This is a genomic window from Donghicola eburneus (assembly GCF_900115865.1).
Lineage (GTDB): Bacteria > Pseudomonadota > Alphaproteobacteria > Rhodobacterales > Rhodobacteraceae > Donghicola > Donghicola eburneus.
This window is the reverse complement of the sequence record NZ_FOXY01000003.1, coordinates 289,301-307,943: the sequence shown is the minus strand read 5'-3', so window position 1 is coordinate 307,943 and position 18,643 is coordinate 289,301. Positions and strand designations below refer to the sequence as shown.

19 protein-coding genes are annotated in these 18,643 nt (G+C 60.8%); 9 read left to right on the top strand and 10 right to left on the bottom strand.

The features are described 5' to 3' along the window. Nucleotide 1 precedes the first annotated feature (1 nt). The 3 genes from BM225_RS06940 (at nt 2) to BM225_RS06930 (ending at nt 2,209) form a co-directional block, all read left to right on the top strand. Nucleotides 2–1,018 carry a hypothetical protein gene (locus BM225_RS06940; RefSeq protein WP_072707924.1) on the top strand — a complete coding sequence of 339 codons (1,017 nt, stop codon included), beginning with the start codon at nt 2–4 and terminating at the stop codon, nt 1,016–1,018. 145 nt (nt 1,019–1,163) lie between these two features. Continuing rightward, on the top strand, nt 1,164–1,874 hold the full coding sequence (locus BM225_RS06935) for an AzlC family ABC transporter permease (protein WP_072707926.1): 711 nt from the start codon (nt 1,164–1,166) through the stop codon (nt 1,872–1,874). A 2-nt stretch (nt 1,875–1,876) separates the two neighbouring features. Then, nucleotides 1,877–2,209 carry an AzlD domain-containing protein gene (locus BM225_RS06930; protein WP_072708100.1) on the top strand — a complete coding sequence of 111 codons (333 nt, stop codon included), beginning with the start codon at nt 1,877–1,879 and terminating at the stop codon, nt 2,207–2,209. On the opposite strand, the gene BM225_RS06925 is transcribed toward BM225_RS06930, so the two are convergent. The 4 genes from BM225_RS06925 to BM225_RS06910 all read right to left on the bottom strand — a co-directional run bounded on the left by BM225_RS06925 (nt 2,206) and on the right by BM225_RS06910 (nt 5,841). After that, entirely contained in the window at nt 2,206–2,844 is a 639-nt protein-coding gene (locus BM225_RS06925; protein WP_072707928.1) for a hypothetical protein, read from the bottom strand. The two genes, BM225_RS06930 and BM225_RS06925, sit on opposite strands and share 4 nt — an antisense overlap. A gap of 19 nt (nt 2,845–2,863) precedes the next feature. Beyond that, the gene (locus BM225_RS06920; protein WP_072707930.1) at nt 2,864–2,998 is read right to left on the bottom strand and encodes an aa3-type cytochrome c oxidase subunit IV; all 135 of its coding nucleotides are present in this window, start codon (nt 2,996–2,998) and stop codon (nt 2,864–2,866) included. Between the two features lie 93 nt (nt 2,999–3,091). Next, nucleotides 3,092–4,129 (bottom strand): MBL fold metallo-hydrolase, encoded by a 1,038-nt coding sequence (locus BM225_RS06915; protein WP_072707932.1) that lies wholly within the window; start codon nt 4,127–4,129, stop codon nt 3,092–3,094. Further along, nucleotides 4,126–5,841, bottom strand: coding sequence for an acyl-CoA dehydrogenase family protein (locus tag BM225_RS06910; RefSeq protein ID WP_072707934.1), 1,716 nt, complete (start codon nt 5,839–5,841; stop codon nt 4,126–4,128). Before BM225_RS06910 ends, BM225_RS06915 begins: the two co-directional genes overlap by 4 nt. 117 nt (nt 5,842–5,958) lie before the next feature. Between BM225_RS06910 and BM225_RS06905 the strand changes: the two genes are divergently transcribed. Further along, on the top strand, nt 5,959–6,906 hold the full coding sequence (locus BM225_RS06905; RefSeq protein WP_072707936.1) for an L-threonylcarbamoyladenylate synthase: 948 nt from the start codon (nt 5,959–5,961) through the stop codon (nt 6,904–6,906). Here BM225_RS06905 and BM225_RS06900 read toward each other — a convergent pair. After that, entirely contained in the window at nt 6,903–7,484 is a 582-nt protein-coding gene (locus tag BM225_RS06900; RefSeq protein WP_245780433.1) for a YqgE/AlgH family protein, read from the bottom strand. The two genes, BM225_RS06905 and BM225_RS06900, sit on opposite strands and share 4 nt — an antisense overlap. 93 nt (nt 7,485–7,577) lie before the next feature. Between BM225_RS06900 and BM225_RS06895 the strand changes: the two genes are divergently transcribed. Continuing rightward, complete coding sequence (locus BM225_RS06895; protein WP_072707938.1) at nt 7,578–8,375, top strand: protein-disulfide reductase DsbD domain-containing protein; 798 nt, start codon at nt 7,578–7,580, stop codon at nt 8,373–8,375. Here BM225_RS06895 and BM225_RS06890 read toward each other — a convergent pair. From BM225_RS06890 to BM225_RS06870, 5 genes are all read right to left on the bottom strand, one after another. After that, the gene (locus BM225_RS06890; protein ID WP_092464029.1) at nt 8,372–11,743 is read right to left on the bottom strand and encodes an efflux RND transporter permease subunit; all 3,372 of its coding nucleotides are present in this window, start codon (nt 11,741–11,743) and stop codon (nt 8,372–8,374) included. The genes BM225_RS06895 and BM225_RS06890 overlap by 4 nt on opposite strands. Before the next feature lie 3 nt (nt 11,744–11,746). Next, nucleotides 11,747–13,192 (bottom strand): efflux RND transporter periplasmic adaptor subunit, encoded by a 1,446-nt coding sequence (locus BM225_RS06885; RefSeq protein ID WP_072707942.1) that lies wholly within the window; start codon nt 13,190–13,192, stop codon nt 11,747–11,749. Between the two features lie 112 nt (nt 13,193–13,304). Beyond that, on the bottom strand, nt 13,305–13,742 hold the full coding sequence (locus tag BM225_RS06880) for an NUDIX domain-containing protein (protein WP_072707944.1): 438 nt from the start codon (nt 13,740–13,742) through the stop codon (nt 13,305–13,307). Continuing rightward, nucleotides 13,739–14,281 (bottom strand): molybdenum cofactor biosynthesis protein B, encoded by a 543-nt coding sequence (gene moaB / locus BM225_RS06875; protein ID WP_072707945.1) that lies wholly within the window; start codon nt 14,279–14,281, stop codon nt 13,739–13,741. Before moaB ends, BM225_RS06880 begins: the two co-directional genes overlap by 4 nt. Then, nucleotides 14,278–15,090, bottom strand: a complete 813-nt coding sequence (locus tag BM225_RS06870; RefSeq protein ID WP_072707947.1) for a uracil-DNA glycosylase — start codon at nt 15,088–15,090, stop codon at nt 14,278–14,280. The genes moaB and BM225_RS06870 overlap by 4 nt, the downstream gene beginning before the upstream one ends. A 101-nt stretch (nt 15,091–15,191) precedes the next feature. Here BM225_RS06870 and BM225_RS06865 point away from each other — a divergent pair, with 101 nt between their 5' ends. The 4 genes from BM225_RS06865 to plsY are packed head-to-tail and all read left to right on the top strand — an operon-like array spanning nt 15,192 to nt 18,603. Continuing rightward, nucleotides 15,192–16,151: an aspartate carbamoyltransferase catalytic subunit gene (locus tag BM225_RS06865; RefSeq protein WP_072707949.1), complete on the top strand. Its 960-nt coding sequence runs from the start codon at nt 15,192–15,194 to the stop codon at nt 16,149–16,151. Beyond that, a complete protein-coding gene (locus BM225_RS06860) occupies nt 16,148–16,678 on the top strand; it encodes a hypothetical protein (protein ID WP_072707951.1) in 531 nt (176 codons plus the stop codon). Before BM225_RS06865 ends, BM225_RS06860 begins: the two co-directional genes overlap by 4 nt. Nucleotides 16,679–16,709: 31 nt before the next feature. Further along, nucleotides 16,710–17,993, top strand: coding sequence for a dihydroorotase (gene pyrC, locus BM225_RS06855; protein ID WP_092464027.1), 1,284 nt, complete (start codon nt 16,710–16,712; stop codon nt 17,991–17,993). Nucleotide 17,994: 1 nt separating this feature from the next. Beyond that, the gene (gene plsY, locus BM225_RS06850) at nt 17,995–18,603 is read left to right on the top strand and encodes a glycerol-3-phosphate 1-O-acyltransferase PlsY (RefSeq protein ID WP_072707955.1); all 609 of its coding nucleotides are present in this window, start codon (nt 17,995–17,997) and stop codon (nt 18,601–18,603) included. Nucleotides 18,604–18,643 lie beyond the last annotated feature (40 nt).

Below are 18,643 nucleotides of genomic sequence, written 5' to 3'. Positions count from 1 at the left end.
TATGTCCAACAGTACGCAGGGCAGCACACCGCCGGGTCTTTACGACCGCAGCGATGCAGAGCCCAAATTCGACGTCAGCCCCGGCGAGTGGATTGCCGTGGCGCTGACGATTGTCTGGCTCGCCCTGTGCGCACTCTTTTTCTTTGGGATCGAGACGGAAAACGACGGCGACAGCCTGCGCATTGTGATCGAAGTGCTGGCCGTCTTCATGCCCATCGGCATGATGTGGGTCGGCGCAACCGCGGCCCGTTCCGCGCGCATCATGCGCCAAGAGGCGGCGCGCCTTCAGATTGCCATCGATGGTATTCGTCAGACCTATCTGGCCAGCCAGCAGCATGCCCCGCGCAACACAGGCGTAGACCCCGCCTTGATCAAGAAGCTCGAGGATCTGGTCGCCACCCAACAGCAAACCGAGAGCGCGTTGGCGATGTTCTCGTCCTCGCGCCGGATGGATGCGATCCGTGCCTTGCCTGCCACCCCGAGTGTCTCCGAGTCCGAAGATCAGCCCACCCTAGCGCTTGGGATTTCAGATCAGGACGATGCGCAGCCGCTGTCTAACACAGATTTCATCCGTGCCCTCCACTTCCCCGAGACCCCCGATGACAAAGAGGGCTTCGCTGCACTGCGCCGCGGGCTCGCGGATCATCGGGCCTCGCAACTCATCCAAGCAGCCCAAGATGTTCTGACCCTGCTCAGCCAAGACGGCATCTACATGGATGACCTACGCCCTGACCGCGCCCGCCCCGAGTTGTGGCGTAAATTTGCGGCAGGAGAGAGAGGCGGAGCGGTTTCGACCCTTGGCGGCATTCGGGACCGGTCCTCGCTGGCGCTGACCGCAGGACGCATGCGTCAGGACCCTATTTTTCGTGATGCAGCGCACCACTTCCTGCGCCGGTTCGACAAGGTGTTCGCCAGCTTTGCGGACAAAGCAAGCGACGAGGAAATCAACCTTTTCGCCGACACCCGGTCTGCCAGGGCTTTCATGCTAGTAGGCCGCGCAGCGGGCACATTCGACTAAATTGTAAGCCCGTCCCGCCCATTGGTGCGAGATCACAAGCAAGCATTGTGACGATCAACCCAACAAAACTTTATCATCGCGCCTAATTGCATCAGCGCGAATGATGGACTAGCGATTCTCAGGCAAAATAGCCGCAGGATCCCTCATGCAAGCCGTCTCTGACCGCAGCCAGTTCTTCCAAGGTATGAAAGCTGGCGCACCGTTCATTTTGGTGATCGTTCCCTTTGGCCTGCTGTTCGGTGTTGTTGCGACCGAAGCGGGCCTAAACGTGTTCGAGGCGCTGGCCTTCTCGGTTGTCGTGATCGCAGGAGCGGCTCAGTTTACTGCGCTCCAATTGCTATCGGACAACCTGCCCGCCGCGATTGCGCTCATCTCTGCGCTGGCCGTGAACTTGCGGATGGCGATGTATTCCGCGTCGATCACGCCCCATTTGGGCCACATGCCCCTGTGGAAGCGCGCTTTTGCCGCCTATCTCTTGGTGGACCAGACCTACGCGACCTCTGTGCTAGAGTTTGAAAAGAACCCCGACCGGACGCCATCACAGAAGTTTGCCTACTTTGTTGGCACCGCCAGTTCGGTTGTCCCCCTGTGGTACGCCTCGACCATTGCAGGAGCACTTCTCGGCAGTTCGATTCCCGACGGGCTTGCCTTGGATTTTGCCGTACCGATTACGTTCCTCGCGATCATTGCGCCCGCTCTGCGCACGCTGGCACATATCGCGGCCGCATTTACGTCGATCGTACTAGCGCTCGTGTTCATGGGCCTGCCCTATAACCTTGGCCTTCTGATCGCCGCCATCACAGCGATGGCCGTCGGCGCAGAAGTCGAACGTCGCATGACCGCAAAGGCAGCATGATCATGACCGATATCCCCACACTCAAACTCTGGATCGTGATCTTTGGCCTTGGCGCAGGCAGCTATTTCCTGCGCTTTGTGTTTCTTGGCCTGATTGGAGACCGCGAACTCCCTGAATGGGTGCTGCGCCATCTGCGTTACACCGCCGTAGCCGTTCTGCCCGGATTGGTCGCGCCCGCGATCCTGTTCCCCGCCGCAACGGGCGGAGTGCCGGACCCCGCACGTCTGGGTGCAGCATTCGTAACCGCAGCCTTGGGCTACGTCACACGCAACGTCATCCTCGCCATCGTAGGCGGAGCGGTGACGCTGTACTCATTGCTCTACATCTTGGGTTAATTGGCGGCTTTGGTCGCCTGACGGGCGTTGAACTCTGCCTCGGCGTTAAATGCCTTGAGCGCCAGATCCTTGTTATCCTCATCGGTTTCAAAGATCAGGCGCTCTTTGACACCAGGAATATCCTCAAAATCGCGCATGAGCGTTTTGGGGAACCACGTCACACGCACATTCTCGAACGGTGGCAAGTCCTGCAGCACCGTGCTGACCGCACGGGTGCAGTTCGCTTTTTGCACCGCACCGAAATTCAGAGCGCGGTTGTAGATGGTCTGCGCGACCTCGGGGGTGACGATGACCTCTTGCGCGACGACGCGGAAGGTCACGCGCGAATGGTACCGCTCGTAGAAATCGCGAATCCGCTCTGTGATGCCAAAGAAGACATCGTTGCGTTCGGGCGTTTCGGCAAAATGGTAGCTGCCTGCGGGATCAAACAGGATCCGCTCGCTGGCATTGATCATCAGCCCCGAGTGCGCGCCGGCATCCGTGTCATTGCTGATCATCGTATAAAGGGTAATCGCGGGCGGACCGTCATGTCGGTACCGCCAGCGGTTCACTTCATTATCGGGGGCCCAAATCGGTTCTGCGGCACAACCAGCCAACACTGCTGGTGCACCCAGCAGGAAAAAACGACGTTTCATAAAACCCCCGGTGGGAAACTTAGGCGCCGGTCAGGGCCAAGAAGATCAGGAACAGGATGATGAGGATCGTCGCGTTCTTGGTGAACTTGATGAACCCATCAAAGGTGTTCTGCTGGTCGGTGATGTCCATGCTGCCGTGCTTGTGTTCAGCCATCTCGGGCGTCCTTTCCTGTTCGTCGCTGCCGCGTTTATTCGATTTTAGCGGCCCTGTCACCACTTCGTCGAAGGGGTGTGTTGCCGCAGAGTTTTAGCCAGCCTTGCGCCAAAGCCAAGCGCCATCCGCCCCCAAATCGCGTGTAATAAGACCTTGGTGGTGCAAATGGTTCAAGTGAGCAACGGCTTCAACCAGTGCAAGGCCGTATTCCCCCTCCCCGATCTTGCGACGGAACAAGACGGGAAAGCAGTCGGTCGCCTTTTTGGGTTCGTCCAACCAGTCTACCAGACGCGGCAGCGCATTGTGGTGATTCTCTTTCATTTGACGCATGCGGGTCGGCAAACCGGTAAAGGGCAGCTTGTGCCCCGCCAGCACCAAATGGTCCTCTCGGGCCATCGCACCAAGCCGCTCGCAGGCCTCGATCCAGTCGGCGAGCGGGTCCGCCTCTGGCTCGGTGGCGTAGACGCCAACGTTGGGGCTGATCGAGCTGATGATCTGATCGCCGGAAATCACCAGATGGTCGTCGTTGGACCAAAAAGTCAGATGCTCAGGCGCGTGACCGCCGCCGGTGTGCACGGTCCAGTCGCGCCCGCCCATGCGGATCGTGTCGTCCTGCTGCAGGCGGGTGTACCCCAGCGGCATCGGGTGGACCATATCGCAAAAGTTAAAGGGACGTTCATTCCGGCGATGCTCCAGAATGGCATCGTCCATGCCAGCGCGCTGCCAGTGGGTGACGGCTTCTTCTGTCGGCCGCTCTTGCTCGTCCAGCTGCAGCATCCGCGCCATCAGCCAGCCTGTGCGGGCCATCAAGAGCTCTGCGCCATTGGCTTGAAACCAACCGGCCAAACCGATGTGGTCGGGGTGGTGATGAGTGCCGATCACGCGCTGCACGGGCAGGCCTTGCAGCGGGCCAGCCATCAAATGCTCCCAGATCGCACGGGTGCGGCGGCTGTTCATGCCGGTGTCGATGATGGTCCAGCCGCCCGCGTCGCGCAGGGCGTAGACGTTCACATGGTCCAGCGCCATGGGAAGCGGAAGGCGGATCCAGAGGACGCCTTCTGCGATTTCAATAGCCTCGCCTTCGGCGGGCGGGTCGGGGAATGGATAACGGATGCCTGTCTTTGCGCTCATGCCACGAGGTCATCGTGGGTGATCGCATAAAGGTCAACCGCCCCCTGACGTGCATGTGTCAGCAGACCAATATGCTCTGGCAGCAGGCGGTCAATGTAGAACTTGGCCAGACGGCTGCGGGTGCCCTCGCCCCCTTCGGCCAGCGCGGCCTTCAAGTGGTAGTAGCCCCCCAACACACGGGCAAAGCCCATCAGGAACGGCACCGCGCCAGCGAAACGGTCCTGCAAGTCCCCCTGAGAAACCAGCCATTCGGTCGCCTCGCGCAGAGTCTCCGTCGCCTGCCAGACGGGCTCGGCCAATTCGGGCAGGGTCGCGCGGGCCTTTTCTGCATCAGCCTCAATCTCGTCCAGCAGGGCATACGCCGCCTCGCCGCCATCCATCAGTTTCCGCGCCACAAGGTCCATGGCCTGAATGCCGTTGGTGCCCTCGTAAATCGCGGTCACGCGGACGTCGCGGTAGTATTGCGCTGCGCCAGTTTCCTCGACAAAGCCCATGCCTCCAAAGATCTGCACACCGGTTTCGGACACGCGCATGCCCGTCTCGGTGCCGAATGCCTTGGCAATAGGGGTCAGGAAAGCTGCGCGGGCCTTCCACGCCGCATCACCGGTCGCGTTGCCCATATCGATCGCCGCCGCACAGGCCAGCGCAATACAGCGCGCCGCAAAGATGTCGCACTTCGATTCGGCCAGCATCCGGCGCACATCGGCGTGGTCGACGATGGTGCCGGGCCCCTCGACCGGAGTGCGGCCCTGTTTGCGTTCCATCGCGTAGGCCAGCGCGTGCTGATAGGCGCCTTCAGCCGCCGAAACACCCTGCACGCCCACGCCAAGACGCGCGTTGTTCATCATGGTGAACATCGCCGCCATACCGCCGCCCTCGGGGCCAACCAGCCAGCCTTTGGCACCGGAATATTCCATCACACAGGTTGGGCTGCCGTGCAGGCCCATCTTGCCCTCGATGCTGACGACACGCAGGTCGTTACGCTCACCCGGATTGCCGTCTGCGTCGGGCAGGAACTTGGGCACCATGAACAGACTGATGCCTTTGGTCCCCTTGGGCGCGTCGGGCAGGCGGGCCAGAACCAGATGGCAGATGTTTTCCGCGAAATCTGCATCGCCCCAGCTGATCCAGATCTTCTGACCAGTGATCGAGAATGTGCCGTCACCATTGGGCTCTGCTTTGGTCGCCAGCGCGCCTACATCCGAGCCAGCCTGCGGTTCGGACAGGTTCATCGTGCCGGTCCATTCGCCACTGGTCAGCTTGGGCAGATAGAGTTCCTTGATGGCGTCCGGGGCGTGATGCTCCAGCGCCTCGATCTGCCCCATGGATAGCAGTGGCACCAGTTGCAGCGACAGACAGGCTGCGCCCATCATATCGTTCACCGCGCTCGCCACGGTCATGGGCAGACCCATGCCACCGGACTCGGGACGCGCGGCGATGCCGACCCAACCACCCTCTGCAATCGCCTGATAGGCCTCGCCATATCCGGGGGCTGCGCGCATGACGCCATTCTCAAGAACCGTGTGATGCTCGTCGCCCGAACGGTTCACGGGGGCCAGCTTTTCATCGCTCAGCTTGGCGGCTTCGGCCAGAATGGCGGTCACCACATCGTGCGAAGCATCCTCGAATAGAGGCGTGCTGGTGACGTCGCCGAGACCGACGATCTTGTCAAAAATAAAGCTGAATTCGTTTATCGGCGCGCGATAGGGCATGGCGTGCTCCTCTCAAGCGGGCTTGGCCTTGGGCTTCGGCCCCGTTATGGGTCTGGTCACTGGGAACCCTATCTGTTGCCCTCTTTGCATCAACTGAAACGCCGCGTCACAGAAACTATGGTCGTAGAAAATACCCTGATTTTACCGGACACCGACGCAGGCGTGCACCACGCTAGCGAGCTTTTGCGCAGTGGCCATTTGGTCGCGCTGCCCACTGAAACGGTCTACGGATTGGCCGGTGACGCGCGAAACGATGCCGCCGTCGCCGCAATCTACGAAGCCAAAGGGCGCCCCAGTTTCAACCCCCTGATCGTGCACCTGCCGAGCGTCGAGGCTGCGCACCGCTATGTCGTCTGGAACGAGATGGCAGAGGCGCTGGCCCACGCCTTCTGGCCTGGCCCGATGACTTTGGTGCTACCCTTGAAAGAGGGACACGGGTTGTCACCGCTGGTCACCGCTGGATTGGAGACCGTGGCGATCCGCCTGCCCGCCCACGACTTGGCACGCAAAGTGCTGACCGTGAGCGAATGCCCCCTCGCCGCGCCCTCGGCCAATCCGTCAGGAAAAATCAGCCCCACGACGGCTGGCCACGTCATGGCCGGTCTGAACGGACGCATTGCTGCAATTCTGGATGGCGGCCCCTGCCCCGTCGGCGTCGAGTCCACGATCATCGGCGTATATGACGGCACCCCGCGCCTGCTACGTCCAGGCGGGCTGTCGATGGAAGATGCCGAGGGCGCTCTTGGCCGGCCCTTGGCTGGCGCAGGCGCAGGCATCACCGCCCCCGGTCAGCTCGTCTCTCATTACGCGCCCGGAGCCAAAGTCCGCCTGAACGCCACAACCCGCGAAGGCGACGAACTGCTGTTGGGTTTCGGAGAGATGGACTGCGATCTGAACCTGTCAGAGACTGGGGACGTGACCGAAGCGGCAACCAACCTGTTCCCTGCGCTCCACACACTAGATGCGCTCGCCCCCCACGGCATAGCGGTCGCACCGATTCCGAATCACGGATTGGGTTTGGCCATCAATGACCGCTTGAATCGCGCGGCTGCCCCTCGCGATTAAGCGCGGCCTTGGCTCGCGGACAGGTTCAGCGCGTCGATGCCCATAGAGTGCAACGCGCTCATCCATTTATCGGTGTCGCTTGTCCCGAATACGAGTTCCAACTCAGCATCACAGACGAGCCAGCCGTTCTCTTGCAGCTCTTCTTCCAGCTGGTTTGGTCCCCAGCCCGCATAGCCCAACGCCATAAGCGCGCTGGACGGTCCTTCGCCGCGCGCCAACTCTTGCAAGATGTCCACTGTGGCCGTCATCCCAAAGCGGGAATCGACCTGCAACGTGGCTGTGTCCGACTGGTAATCGCTTGAATGTAGGACAAAACCGCGGCCATGCTCGACCGGTCCACCGTAATGCACGATGATATTGCGTGTCGACGGCCCTTGCGGGATATCCAACTGCTCGAGCAGGTCGCCGAGGACAACATCGTCAGTCGGTTTATTAACGATCAAGCCCATCGCGCCTTCGTCAGAGTGGGCACACAAATAAACGACGCTCCGCTCAAAGCGGGGGTCGCCCATTTCTGGCATCGCGATCAGAAGTTTGCCGGTCAGGTCTGTGGTGTTGCTGCTCATACTGAACAGCATGTGCTGCATTTCTGTCACTGGCAAGGCGTTGTAACACACTCTCTCGCTGCAATGTGACTTGGAAAAACCAAGGACACATCGCATTTGTAAGAGATGAAACACAGCCGCGCCCTTTCTCTGACCCTCGCTTTGTGTGCTGCCGCGCCCGCTATGGCCGGTAGTTACGATGACACAATCCACCACCAGATCCTGTCTGGGTGGAAAGAATCTGATGGATCTCACATCGCGGCGCTGGATGTGGCTTTGGCGCCGGGCTGGAAAACCTACTGGCGTGCGCCGGGCGAGGCCGGGATCCCCCCCTACTTCGACTGGAGTGGGTCCGAGAATCTGAAGTCCGTCGGCTTCATCTGGCCTGCGCCAGAGGTCTTCGAGAGCAGTGGTTACAAGACGATTGGCTACAAAGACGGGCTCGTGTTGCCCATGCGCCTCGTCCCCCAAGACCCGAGCAAACCGATCATTTTACGCGGCCAAGTGGATATGGGCGTCTGCGAGGAAATCTGCATGCCGGTCACGCTGCCTTTTTCAGCAGACCTCCCGCTCCAAGGTCACCGTGACCCCAAAATCGCTGCGGCCATGGCCTCTCGCCCGTTTAGCCGGTCCGAAGCAGGCGTGCGCGACGTCGACTGTGATCTGGACCCCACCAGCGCTGGACTGACCCTGAACGCAACATTGGCCATGCCGCCCTCGGGAACGCGCGAGAGCTCTGTAGTCGAGGTAAACAACCCGCGCATTTGGGTCGATCCAGCTGAAACGCGCCGCGCGGGGAACACCCTGCACATTTCTGCGGATTTGAGCGCGATCTCCGGCAGCAGCATGATGATCGACCGTTCGGCGATCACCTTTACTGTGCTTGGCAGCGACTACGCGGTCGAAGTGCACGGCTGCGATTAAGCCGCGCGGCGGCCCATCATTGATGCCGTCAGCCCAAACCCGATCAGGGTCAGCACCATCGTTCCGACTGCAAAAACCAAAAACGCGCCACCCATGCTTTGAACCATCGGCAGCACAGCTGCTACCTGCGGCAGCGCAGCGCCGGTGACAGCCACCCAACCGATCGTCAAAGCCCCCCACAGGAAAATCGCCAAAGCCGTCAACTGTGTGCCCCGCTGCACGACTGGCGCACGAGACGCTTTGCTCGCAGTGCGCGCTGCCCCCATCAGACGACCGATATCAGTCTGGATTGCTATCAGCGCTGGCACGACCAGCAGCACGAGGAACATCCCGAAGCCAAGCCCGTAGGCCAACGTGATCACCGTAGGCTTCAGGAACTGCGCATCGGCTGAGGTCTCGTAAAGCAACGGCGCAAGTCCGAGAACCGTGGTGAGCGTGGTGAGCAGAACGGGCCTGAACCGGTCGGTAGCCCCGTCGATGATCGAAGGAATGATCCCACGCTCCTTGGCGTATTCATCGATTGTGGTCACTAGAACGATCGAGTCGTTAATCACGATCCCCGTCATCCCAAGCAGGCCGACAACAGTGAACATCGACAGCGGCACATCCCAGATGAAGTGCCCCCAGATCGCCCCGACAAGACCAAAGGGAATCACGCTCATCACCACCAAGGGGCGCGACCAGCTGGCAAAGACCCAAGCGAGAATCAGGTAGATCGTCAGTAGAACCAGAATCAGACCCGTCCGCGCATCGGACAAAAATTCGTCCTCTTGCTCTGACAGGCCGGCGATTCGGAACTCCACCTGATACTCAGATGCGATTTGCGGCAGGATATCTTGCTCCATGATGCTCTGGATTTCGGCAGCACGGGCGGGGTCATCCTCGGAAATATCACCTGTGATCGAAATGAGTCGGATCCCGTTTTCGCGGCGGACTGTCGAAAATCCATCGCGGCGGGTGACAGAAACGATGTCCGATAAGGGCACATATTCACCCTGCGCCGTCCGCATCATCATCCGGTCTAGAAAATCAGCAGCTGTTTCACCTTCGGGCAATTCTACGCGAATGGTCGCGCTACGCGGCCCCAAGGGGTAGCTCGCCGCCTCAATTCCGTTCAGACGGTTGCGGATCACGGTGCCAAGGCTGTCGATATCAAACCCAAGCGCCTGCCCTTGGGCAGTCAGTTCCAGCACCAGTTCTTGCTTGTCGTAAGCCAGATTGTCCTCGACCGCTGAGACTTCGGGGAACTGGATCAGCGCATCCTTCAGCGCCTCGGACGCGGCTTTTAGAGTTTCGGCGGTGGCACCGTAGAACTGGACGTCCAGCGCATCGCCCCCCGGCCCCGAGCGGAACCCGCGGAAGCTAACAATCTCGGCCAAGGGGTGCTGGTTGACCTCTTCTTGCAGCGCGACCACGAATTCAAAACTGGAATAGGGGCGGGCGTCGGCCTCCACGAGTTCAATCGCGATAGAGCCGAGCAGATCGCTGTCCTTGTCCCCGCTGCCAGAAATCGGTCGGCCCGTATTGCCCCCGATTTCCGCAACTGCATATGTCACGGGGTTCACGCCATGTTCGCCCTCGAATCGGCTCGCGACAGCCTCGGTGGCACGTTGCAATTCGCGCATCATCTCGATGCTATCGCTGCGATCCGCACCGTTGATCATGACAAAGTTGCCCGACACGCTCGACCGCTCTGGCGCGTTAAAGAACCGCCATGTCACCTGGCCAGAGATAAACAGCGCCGCCTGCGACGCCAGAAGCAGGATCGCCAGGGCCAGAACCGGATAGCGCAAGGTCACCACTACCTGCATCACCCTGCGAAAGACCACATCGCGCACCCAGCGGAAGCCTTTGTTCACTTGACGCGAGGGCCAGTCGTACCAGTGGTTTTGGGCCGTATGCGCCAGCGCATGGGACAAGTGGTTGGGCAGAATCAGGAAGCATTCCACGATCGAAGCGATCAGCACCACAATCACCGTAAACGGGATGTCTGCGATCAACTCGCCAAACCGGCCACCAATCGTGACCAGTCCAAAAAACGCCGTGACGGTCGTAATTGTCGCCGCAAACACCGGCAAAATCATCCGCCGTGCCGCGTTTTCTGCTGCTGTGACGGCGTCCTCTCCCAGCCTCCGGGCACGGAAATCCGCGTGTTCACCAACCACGATGGCGTCATCCACCACGATGCCCAATGTGATGATCAGAGCAAAGAGAGAGATCATGTTGATCGTGATCCCAAAGGCATACATCAGCGCGATCCCGGCCAGCATCGCCACCGGAATGCCCGCCGCGACCCACAACGCAATGCGCGCGTTCAGGAACAGGAACAGCAACAGAACAACCAAGCCCAAACCCATGAGTCCGTTCTCTTGGAGAATGTTCAGACGTCCCGTGATCGCTTCGGCCCGCGTGCGGATCAGATCAATCGTCGTGCCCTCGGGCAAGGTGGCCTGCATCTGCGCCGCCACCTCTTCGACGCTGCGCTGGATGCCGATGGCGTCGCCCGTAGGCGATCGGTCCACACGGATTGTGATCGCCGGATCAGAGCCTACGAAATAGGTGCGCGCTCGGTCGACGCCTTCGACTCGTATGTCAGCCACATCGCCGACGGTCAGCGACGTTCCATCCTGATTGGATTTCAGCACGATCGCGGCGATCTGGTCTGCGCCGCGTTTTTCGACCCCAGTCCGAACCCGTGCGTTCGCCGAATCCACGTCGCCCGCGGGGTTTGCGCTGACTTCTGCTGCGATGGCAGAGGCGATTTCGGCCATGCTAAGGTCATGGGCAATCAGCTGATAAGACGGCACCTCGATCAAGGTTTGCGGGGCAGCGACGCCACGGATCGTTGTGCGGGTGACACCTGAATCGAATAGGCGGACCACGAATTCATCGGCAAAGCGAGCCAACTGATCCACCCCAATCGGACCGGTGACTACCACATCGGTCACGCGATCTCGCCAGCCGCCGCGCACCACTTGCGGGTCCTCGGCGTCTTCGGGGAGGTCGTTCACTTGGTCGAGTGCGGACTGCACTTCGTCTACAGCACGGTCGATGTCGTAATCCGGTTCGAATTCGAGCGTGATCGTCGCCCCGCCCTCGCGGCTGGACGATGACGCGTCAGTCACTCCTTCAACCGCCAGCAAAACCGGCTCCAAAAGCTGGACGATGGCGCCGTCTACATCCTCGGCCCCAGCGCCATCCCACGTGATCGAGACATCCAGATCATCGACCACCACATCGGGAAAGAATTGCGCCCGCATCTGCGGGATTGCGAGCAAACCAGAGGCCAGCAGGATCACCAAGAGCAGGTTCGCTGCCGTCCCGTGACGGGTGAAATACGATAGGATCCCGCGCCCTGCCCCCTGCATTTGTTAGCTCCCCATCCGGCTTTCCAGCCGATCGACAGTTTCCTTAGATACGGTTTCTTCCTGTAATTCCGCTTTTATCCGTTCCTTGGCTGCGGCAGGCATTCGCGTGTTCGCATCGACATAGGCCACAAGCGCGGCGCGGCGTTCCTCGGACAGTTCAATCATTTCGGGCGGTGCTTCGGGCTGCCCCAGAGCGCGGACCTTGATGCCTGTCCCGAGTAAAGGCGTCCGTTCTGCCACCACGCGCTGACCCGCCAGTCCATCGCCGCGGACCAGCACGGTATCGCCCTGCCGGCGGAGCAAGGTTACGGGCAGCGCTGTCAGACGATCATCCTCGTTCATCACCAGCACGGTCGGCAACGAATCCACCGAGGTCGCAGGCAAGCGCACCACATTCTCAAGCGCGGGTTCCATCGTCTCGACCCGCACAAAATCACCCGGTTTCAAACCGCGTGGATCGTCGATGCGGGCAAAAAGTTGTCGACCACTCTGCCCTTCGGCCACGGAGGCACTGGCGCGGGTCAGTGTCGCCGGGCGCTCGATATTTCCGCCAGCCACATCCAGCACTACGTTGGCTGGCGCGGGCCGCAATGCGCCTGTTTCATCCAGCAAACGCGCGAACTGTTCCGTTGAAACGCGAAAACTGACCTCCAACAGCATCGGGTCCACCACGGTCGCCATAGCTTCGTTCTGGGAAACAAGACCGCCCTCGACCACATTGACCGCTGACAATGCGCCATCAAATCCGGCGCGGATCACAGTGTCATTCAAGTCGCGCTCGGCCTCATCCCGCGCTATTTGAGCCCGAGACAGAGCGGTTTTAGCCAGATCGATTCGCGCCTCGGCATTCGCAAGTGCCTGACGGGATGACAAAACGTTCGCGCTGGCCTGTGCAACCGCCAATTCCGCCGTCTCAACTGCGGACGCGCTACCGACCCCGCGATTTTGCAAGTCGAGCTGGCGCTGCAACGCCTTCTCTTGCAGTTCCGCCTGACCTCTGGTCGCTGTCAGATCATCTCTGGCCAAGAGCAGCGCCCGGTCGGCGTCGCGCACCTCGGCCTCAGCATCCAACAAATCCGCCTCAGCGCTTCGCAAGGCAGCTTCGGCTTGCGCCGGATCAATACGGGCCAAAACTTCGCCCGCCTTTACCAAGCCGCCTTCAACAAAATTCTCGGCAACTTCGACCACTGTGCCTGCGGCGGACGCGCGGATTTCCAACGTGCGGCGGCTTTGAACCTGACCAAAAGCCTGCAAAACGGGCTGGATCGTATCGGGCTGCGCCTCGACGATATTTACGGCAAAAACGCGTTCTTGGGCGGGGCGCCCGCGCGGAGAATCCGCTAATCTCTCTTGAACCGCATCGCGCACCAAGGCGCCAGCCCAGACCAGCAAGGCAGCCGTCAACGCCGCAAGAAAGAGTCCTGTCATAGCCTGACGCAAAAAGCGCATGGCACGTCCCCGCTCACAAAATGGTGTCCGCGAAAAGAATAGGTGCGGCAGGGCATATGCCAAGCCACAACACTGTTACGAAGCGAGACCGTCTTTCCGTCGCAGAAAAAAGTCAAACGCAGAGTTGGGCTAACATCTGTTGCATCTGAGGGATCACGTCGAACCGTGCCACTTGGCCTCGGGTCAGAAAACCGAAGCCAGCGCCTTCGCCCAATGAAATCTCTGACGGATCAATGAGGCGGGTACAGCGGTGGATAAACAAAGCGCCATCCGCCCGCTTGGTCGCGGGCAGTACGGCCCACGGAATCAGCTCATGCACAGCGAGGGAAATGCCGGTCTCTTCGCGGAATTCGCGACGCGCGGCGGTCAGCAGGTCTTCGCCTTCTTCGACCGCGCCGCCAAACATGCTCCACCGACCTGCGCCCGCCACATGGGGCATGTCATCGCGCAACTGCATCAGCACGCGGCCCTGCACGTCAAAGGCCGCGACAACGGCAGCACGCCATCCGATCACCTCGGGGACGTTACCAACTTTGACAAATCCGGTCATTTGCGGCGCTTGTGCTCTTCGAGACGGGGCATGATTTCAACGAAGTTACAGGGGCGATGACGGTAATCGAGTTGCCATTTCAGGATTTCGTCCCATGCGTCCTTGCACGCGCCGGGACTGCCCGGCAGGGCGAACATGTAGGTGCCATTGGCCACACCGCCGGTCGCACGACTTTGTACCGCCGAGGTCCCGATTTTTTGCATCGAGATCATGGTGAACACGGTGCCAAAAGCGTCGATCTCTTTCTCATAGACATCGCGGTGCGCCTCGACAGTGACATCGCGCCCCGTCAAACCCGTTCCGCCGGTTGAGATGACGACGTCGATCACGGGCGTCTCGCTCCACATCCGTAGCCGCGAGGCGATTTCATCGCGCTCGTCGCGTACAATCATGCGATCGACCACCACGTGGCCCGCCTCTTGGATACGTTGGACCAGCACGTCACCGCTGCGGTCCTCGTCCATCGAGCGGCTGTCGCTGATGGTTAGGACGGCGATACGAACAGGAATGAATTCCTTGGTCTCGTCGATTCGGCTCATGATTTGGCCCTTTCATTAAGGTGCGCGCGCAGGGTCAAAAGATCCGTCCATGCCTCACGCTTGGCGGCAGGGTTGCGCAGCAGGAAAGCGGGGTGAAACATCGGAAGTGCAGGCCGATCAAAAGCCTGCGTGAACTGACCGCGCAAACGGGTGATCCCGCGTTTTCCCAGCGCTGCCTGACACGAGATGTTTCCCATCAACACAATCACATCCGGCGCCGCCAACTGCACATGACGCTGCACAAAGGGCATCATCATCGCGATTTCCTGCGTGTTCGGGTCACGATTCTGGGGCGGGCGCCACGGCAGAACATTGGTGATATAGCACCCGTCCGCGCCTTCCACCTGACGGTCCAGTCCAATCGCAGCCAGCATCCGGTCCAAGAGTTGCCCCGCGCGCCCGACAAAGGGACGCCCTTCGCGGTCCTCGTCCCGACCTGGCGCTTCGCCGAGAATCATCACGCGAGCAGAGGGATGCCCGTCGCAAAAGACCAACTGTTTGGCCCCTCGCTTCAAGTGACATAGATCGAAACGCTCCATCGCGCTGCGCAAGGACACCAGATCATGGCAGGCGTTCGCTGCTTCTTGTGCCTCGACCACAGGATCTTTTTCAGCGATCTTCGGGGGCGGCGCAGCTTTCTTTTGGGGCATCTGCACACCGGTGGGCGCTGCGGCTTCGGCGGCTTTCGCAACCTCTTCTGCGGCTGCGAACCGGTCCACAGGGTCATCGCATACAGCATCGGTCACGCCAGCCTCGAGCTGCCATGCCAGCGCCGCTAATGCGGCATGAGAATCCCAGTGTTCTTCCATACCGCGCAAGCTAGGGGCGGTTTCGTGCGGCGTAAAGGGACCCTATGCCTTGCCGCAGGCCAAAGCCCTGCTATACCGTGCCCAACGACTACGGAGGTTCCATGAGTTTCGCGCACGCCCATCTGCTGGGGATCGAACAACTCAACCCGTTCGACATCACCACATTGCTTGATCTGGCCGAGGTCTACGTTGACCTGAACCGGCGCGACATCAAGCATTCGGATGCTCTGACCGGCCTGACCCAGATTAACATGTTCTTCGAGAACTCGACCCGCACGCAGGCCAGTTTCGAACTGGCGGGCAAGCGTTTGGGCGCCGACGTGATGAACATGGCGATGCAGGCCAGCTCGATCAAAAAGGGCGAGACCCTGATCGACACCGCGATGACCCTGAACGCGATGCACCCCGACCTGCTTGTGGTGCGGCACCCCCATTCCGGCGCCGTAGACCTGCTGGCGCAAAAGGTGAACTGCGCGGTCCTGAATGCGGGTGACGGCAAGCACGAGCACCCTACACAGGCTCTGCTGGACGCGCTGACCATTCGCCGCGCCAAGGGCGGTCGCCTCCAGCGCCTGAACATCGCCATCTGCGGGGACATCGCCCACAGCCGCGTGGCACGCTCTAACATCCTGCTCTTGGGCAAGATGGAAAACCGTATCCGCCTGATCGGCCCGCCGACCCTGCTGCCCGCCCCCTTCAAGGAATTTGGCGTCGAGGTTTACGACGACATGCGCGACGGCCTGAAGGATGTGGACGTGGTCATGATGCTCCGCCTTCAAAAAGAACGCATGGACGGCGGCTTTATCCCGTCTGAACGCGAGTACTACCACCGCTATGGTTTGGACGCGGAAAAGCTGGCCTATGCCAAGCCCGACGCGATCGTCATGCACCCTGGCCCAATGAACCGCGGCGTCGAGATTGATGGGGAAATCGCCGACGACATCAATCGCAGCGTCATTCAAGAACAGGTCGAAATGGGTGTCGCCGTCCGTATGGCCGCGATGGACCTGTTGGCCCGCAACCTGCGCGCTCGCCGCACAGACGCGGGTGTGATGGCATGATCCAGACCCTGCACATCAAAGAGAACGAGGCCGGCGCAATCCGCGTCTTTGCCCTCTCGATGGATGCGTTCGAGGTCCAGCCCTACCTCGAAGTGAACACCAAGGTTTCTGAACTGCTCGGGATCGATCTGATCGACCCCCAGTATGTCGAGGTGTTCCCCATCAGCGATCTCGAAGGGCTCGGCCTTGTTGGCTACCTGATCGAAGGCCAAGGCATCGCCGAGGATGTGCTCGCCCCCGACCGCGCCCGCCTGAATGCGCTGGACGGACATGTGATGATCCTGATGTCCGCTGCCTTTGCGGGCCGCGAGCACGATCTAACCCTTGATCCGCGTCTAACCTTGATTGGCGAATACCCCGAGGACGTCCCCCCTGTGGTCTTCGAAAGCCTGCCGCAGGAATCGTCCCAAGGTGTGCTGACCGGCGTGGACTCTGACCCAGTCGCCCCGCGCAAGAAATTCCCGACCCTTCTCGCCATCTTTCTGATTGCGCTGCTGATCGCGCTAGCCCTTTGGCTGGCCGCCTGATCGCACGCCCCAAACGAACGGACCCAGCGGCATGACCACTCTGCTCACCAACGCCCGCCTGATCGACCCCGAAGCAGGCACTGAATACCGCGGCTGGCTGGCCTATGACGTCGGTCACATCCTTGCCACCGGCAAAGAGGGCGCAGCGCCTGCCCCGCGTGTGGATCAGACCTATGACTGCGACGGGATGTGCGTCGCCCCCGGCATCGTCGATATCGGCGTCAAAGTCTGCGAACCCGGCGAGCGCCACAAGGAAAGCTTCAAAACCGCAGGTCTGGCAGCCGCGGCGGGCGGTGTGACCACCATCGCGACCCGCCCCGACACCAACCCGGTCATCGACACGCCCGAAACGCTGGAGTTCGTGACGCGACGCGCCCGCGAAGTCACGCCCGTCCGCATGCACTCCATGGCCGCCCTGACCAAGGGCCTCCGCGGCGAGGAAATGACCGAAATCGGGTTCTTGCTGGACGCTGGCGCAGTCGCCTTCACCGACACCACCCGCGTGATCCAGAACACCAAAGTCCTGAGCCGCGCACTGACCTATGCCCGCAGCCTTGATGCGCTGGTCATCGGTCACCCCCAAGAGCCTGGCCTGTCCTCGGGCGCTTGCATCACGGGCGGTAAATTCGCCACCCTGCGTGGCTTGCCTTCGGTCAGCCCGATGGCCGAACGCATGGGACTGGACCGCGACATCGCCCTTCTGGAAATGACCGGAGCGAAATACCACGCTGACCAGATCACGACTGCCCGCGCTCTGCCCGCGTTGGAACGCGCCAAGCGCAACGGTCTGGATATCACCGCAGGCATCTCAATCCACCACCTGACTTTGAACGTGCTGGACGTGGCGGACTACCGGACGTTCTTCAAAGTCACCCCGCCCCTACGCGACGAAGAGGATCGCCAAGCCGCGATCGAAGCCGTCGCTTCGGGATTGATCGACATCGTCTGCTCCATGCACACCCCTCAGGACGAAGAGAGCAAACGCCTGCCCTTCGAAGAAGCGGCAAGCGGTGCTGTCGGACTGGAAACGCTACTGCCCGCAGCGATGCGCCTGTATCACGCGGGCCAATTGGACCTGCCGACCCTGTTCCGCGCCATGTCACTGAACCCATCCAAACGCCTCGGCCTGCCCTCAGGCCGCCTGTCACCAGATGCGCCTGCCGATCTGGTCGTCTTTGATCCCAACGCGCCCTTTGTGTTGGACCGTTGGCGCCTGAATTCAAAGTCCAAGAACACCCCCTTCGACGGCGCCCGCATGGAAGGCCGTGTCCGCGCCACGATCGTCGGCGGCAATTTCGTCTACGGAGCGCTCTGATATGTTCCCCGACTTCACCTCTGCCCCGACCCTTCTGGCTGCTGCGGCGGTGCTCGGGTATCTCTTTGGCTCTATCCCGTTCGGTCTGGTCATTGCGCGTATCTGCGGCCTTGGCGACCTACGCCAAATCGGATCAGGAAACATCGGCGCCACCAACGTCTTGCGCACCGGCAACAAGCCAGCCGCCGCTGCGACTTTGGTTCTGGACAGCGGCAAAGGCGCAATCGCCGTCCTGATCGCGCGCTTTGCCATTGGCCCAGACGCCGCGCAGATTGCAGGCCTTGCCGCGTTTTTCGGACACTGCTTCCCAATCTGGCTGAAGTTCAAAGGCGGCAAGGGCGTTGCGACTTACCTCGGTACCATGCTCGCGCTGTTCTGGCCCGCAGGAGTTGCGTGCTGCCTCACGTGGCTGGTGACCGCAAAGACTCTGAAGATATCGTCATTGTCCGCACTTGTCGCGGCAGCACTGGGACCAATTTGGGCTTATGTGCTGGGGGCACCGCAGCTGGTCGGATTGGCAATCGCGCTGGCGGTGCTGATCTACTACCGCCACGCTGCGAACATTTCGCGCCTGATGGCAGGCACAGAACCCAAGATCGGGCAGAAGTGACATTGGCTGGCCGCGCGCTGCGAGTATTAAAGCAAAAAGA

Bases quoted from the DNA above. Each gene is read 5' to 3' on its own strand.
- plsY (WP_072707955.1), top strand. From the start codon at position 17,995: ATGTTCCCCGACTTCACCTCTGCCCCGACCCTTCTGGCTGCTGCGGCG.
- BM225_RS06900 (WP_245780433.1), bottom strand. From the start codon at position 7,484: ATGCTGTTCAGTATGAGCAGCAACACCACAGACCTGACCGGCAAACTT.
- BM225_RS06920 (WP_072707930.1), bottom strand. From the start codon at position 2,998: ATGGCTGAACACAAGCACGGCAGCATGGACATCACCGACCAGCAGAAC.
- pyrC (WP_092464027.1), top strand. From the start codon at position 16,710: ATGACCACTCTGCTCACCAACGCCCGCCTGATCGACCCCGAAGCAGGC.
- BM225_RS06910 (WP_072707934.1), bottom strand. From the start codon at position 5,841: ATGCCCTATCGCGCGCCGATAAACGAATTCAGCTTTATTTTTGACAAG.
- BM225_RS06865 (WP_072707949.1), top strand. From the start codon at position 15,192: ATGAGTTTCGCGCACGCCCATCTGCTGGGGATCGAACAACTCAACCCG.
- BM225_RS06870 (WP_072707947.1), bottom strand. From the start codon at position 15,090: ATGGAAGAACACTGGGATTCTCATGCCGCATTAGCGGCGCTGGCATGG.
- BM225_RS06940 (WP_072707924.1), top strand. From the start codon at position 2: ATGTCCAACAGTACGCAGGGCAGCACACCGCCGGGTCTTTACGACCGC.
- BM225_RS06885 (WP_072707942.1), bottom strand. From the start codon at position 13,192: ATGCGCTTTTTGCGTCAGGCTATGACAGGACTCTTTCTTGCGGCGTTG.
- BM225_RS06905 (WP_072707936.1), top strand. From the start codon at position 5,959: ATGGTCGTAGAAAATACCCTGATTTTACCGGACACCGACGCAGGCGTG.
- BM225_RS06860 (WP_072707951.1), top strand. From the start codon at position 16,148: ATGATCCAGACCCTGCACATCAAAGAGAACGAGGCCGGCGCAATCCGC.
- BM225_RS06935 (WP_072707926.1), top strand. From the start codon at position 1,164: ATGCAAGCCGTCTCTGACCGCAGCCAGTTCTTCCAAGGTATGAAAGCT.
- BM225_RS06925 (WP_072707928.1), bottom strand. From the start codon at position 2,844: ATGAAACGTCGTTTTTTCCTGCTGGGTGCACCAGCAGTGTTGGCTGGT.
- BM225_RS06895 (WP_072707938.1), top strand. From the start codon at position 7,578: ATGAAACACAGCCGCGCCCTTTCTCTGACCCTCGCTTTGTGTGCTGCC.
- BM225_RS06880 (WP_072707944.1), bottom strand. From the start codon at position 13,742: ATGACCGGATTTGTCAAAGTTGGTAACGTCCCCGAGGTGATCGGATGG.
- BM225_RS06890 (WP_092464029.1), bottom strand. From the start codon at position 11,743: ATGCAGGGGGCAGGGCGCGGGATCCTATCGTATTTCACCCGTCACGGG.
- moaB (WP_072707945.1), bottom strand. From the start codon at position 14,281: ATGAGCCGAATCGACGAGACCAAGGAATTCATTCCTGTTCGTATCGCC.
- BM225_RS06915 (WP_072707932.1), bottom strand. From the start codon at position 4,129: ATGAGCGCAAAGACAGGCATCCGTTATCCATTCCCCGACCCGCCCGCC.
- BM225_RS06930 (WP_072708100.1), top strand. From the start codon at position 1,877: ATGACCGATATCCCCACACTCAAACTCTGGATCGTGATCTTTGGCCTT.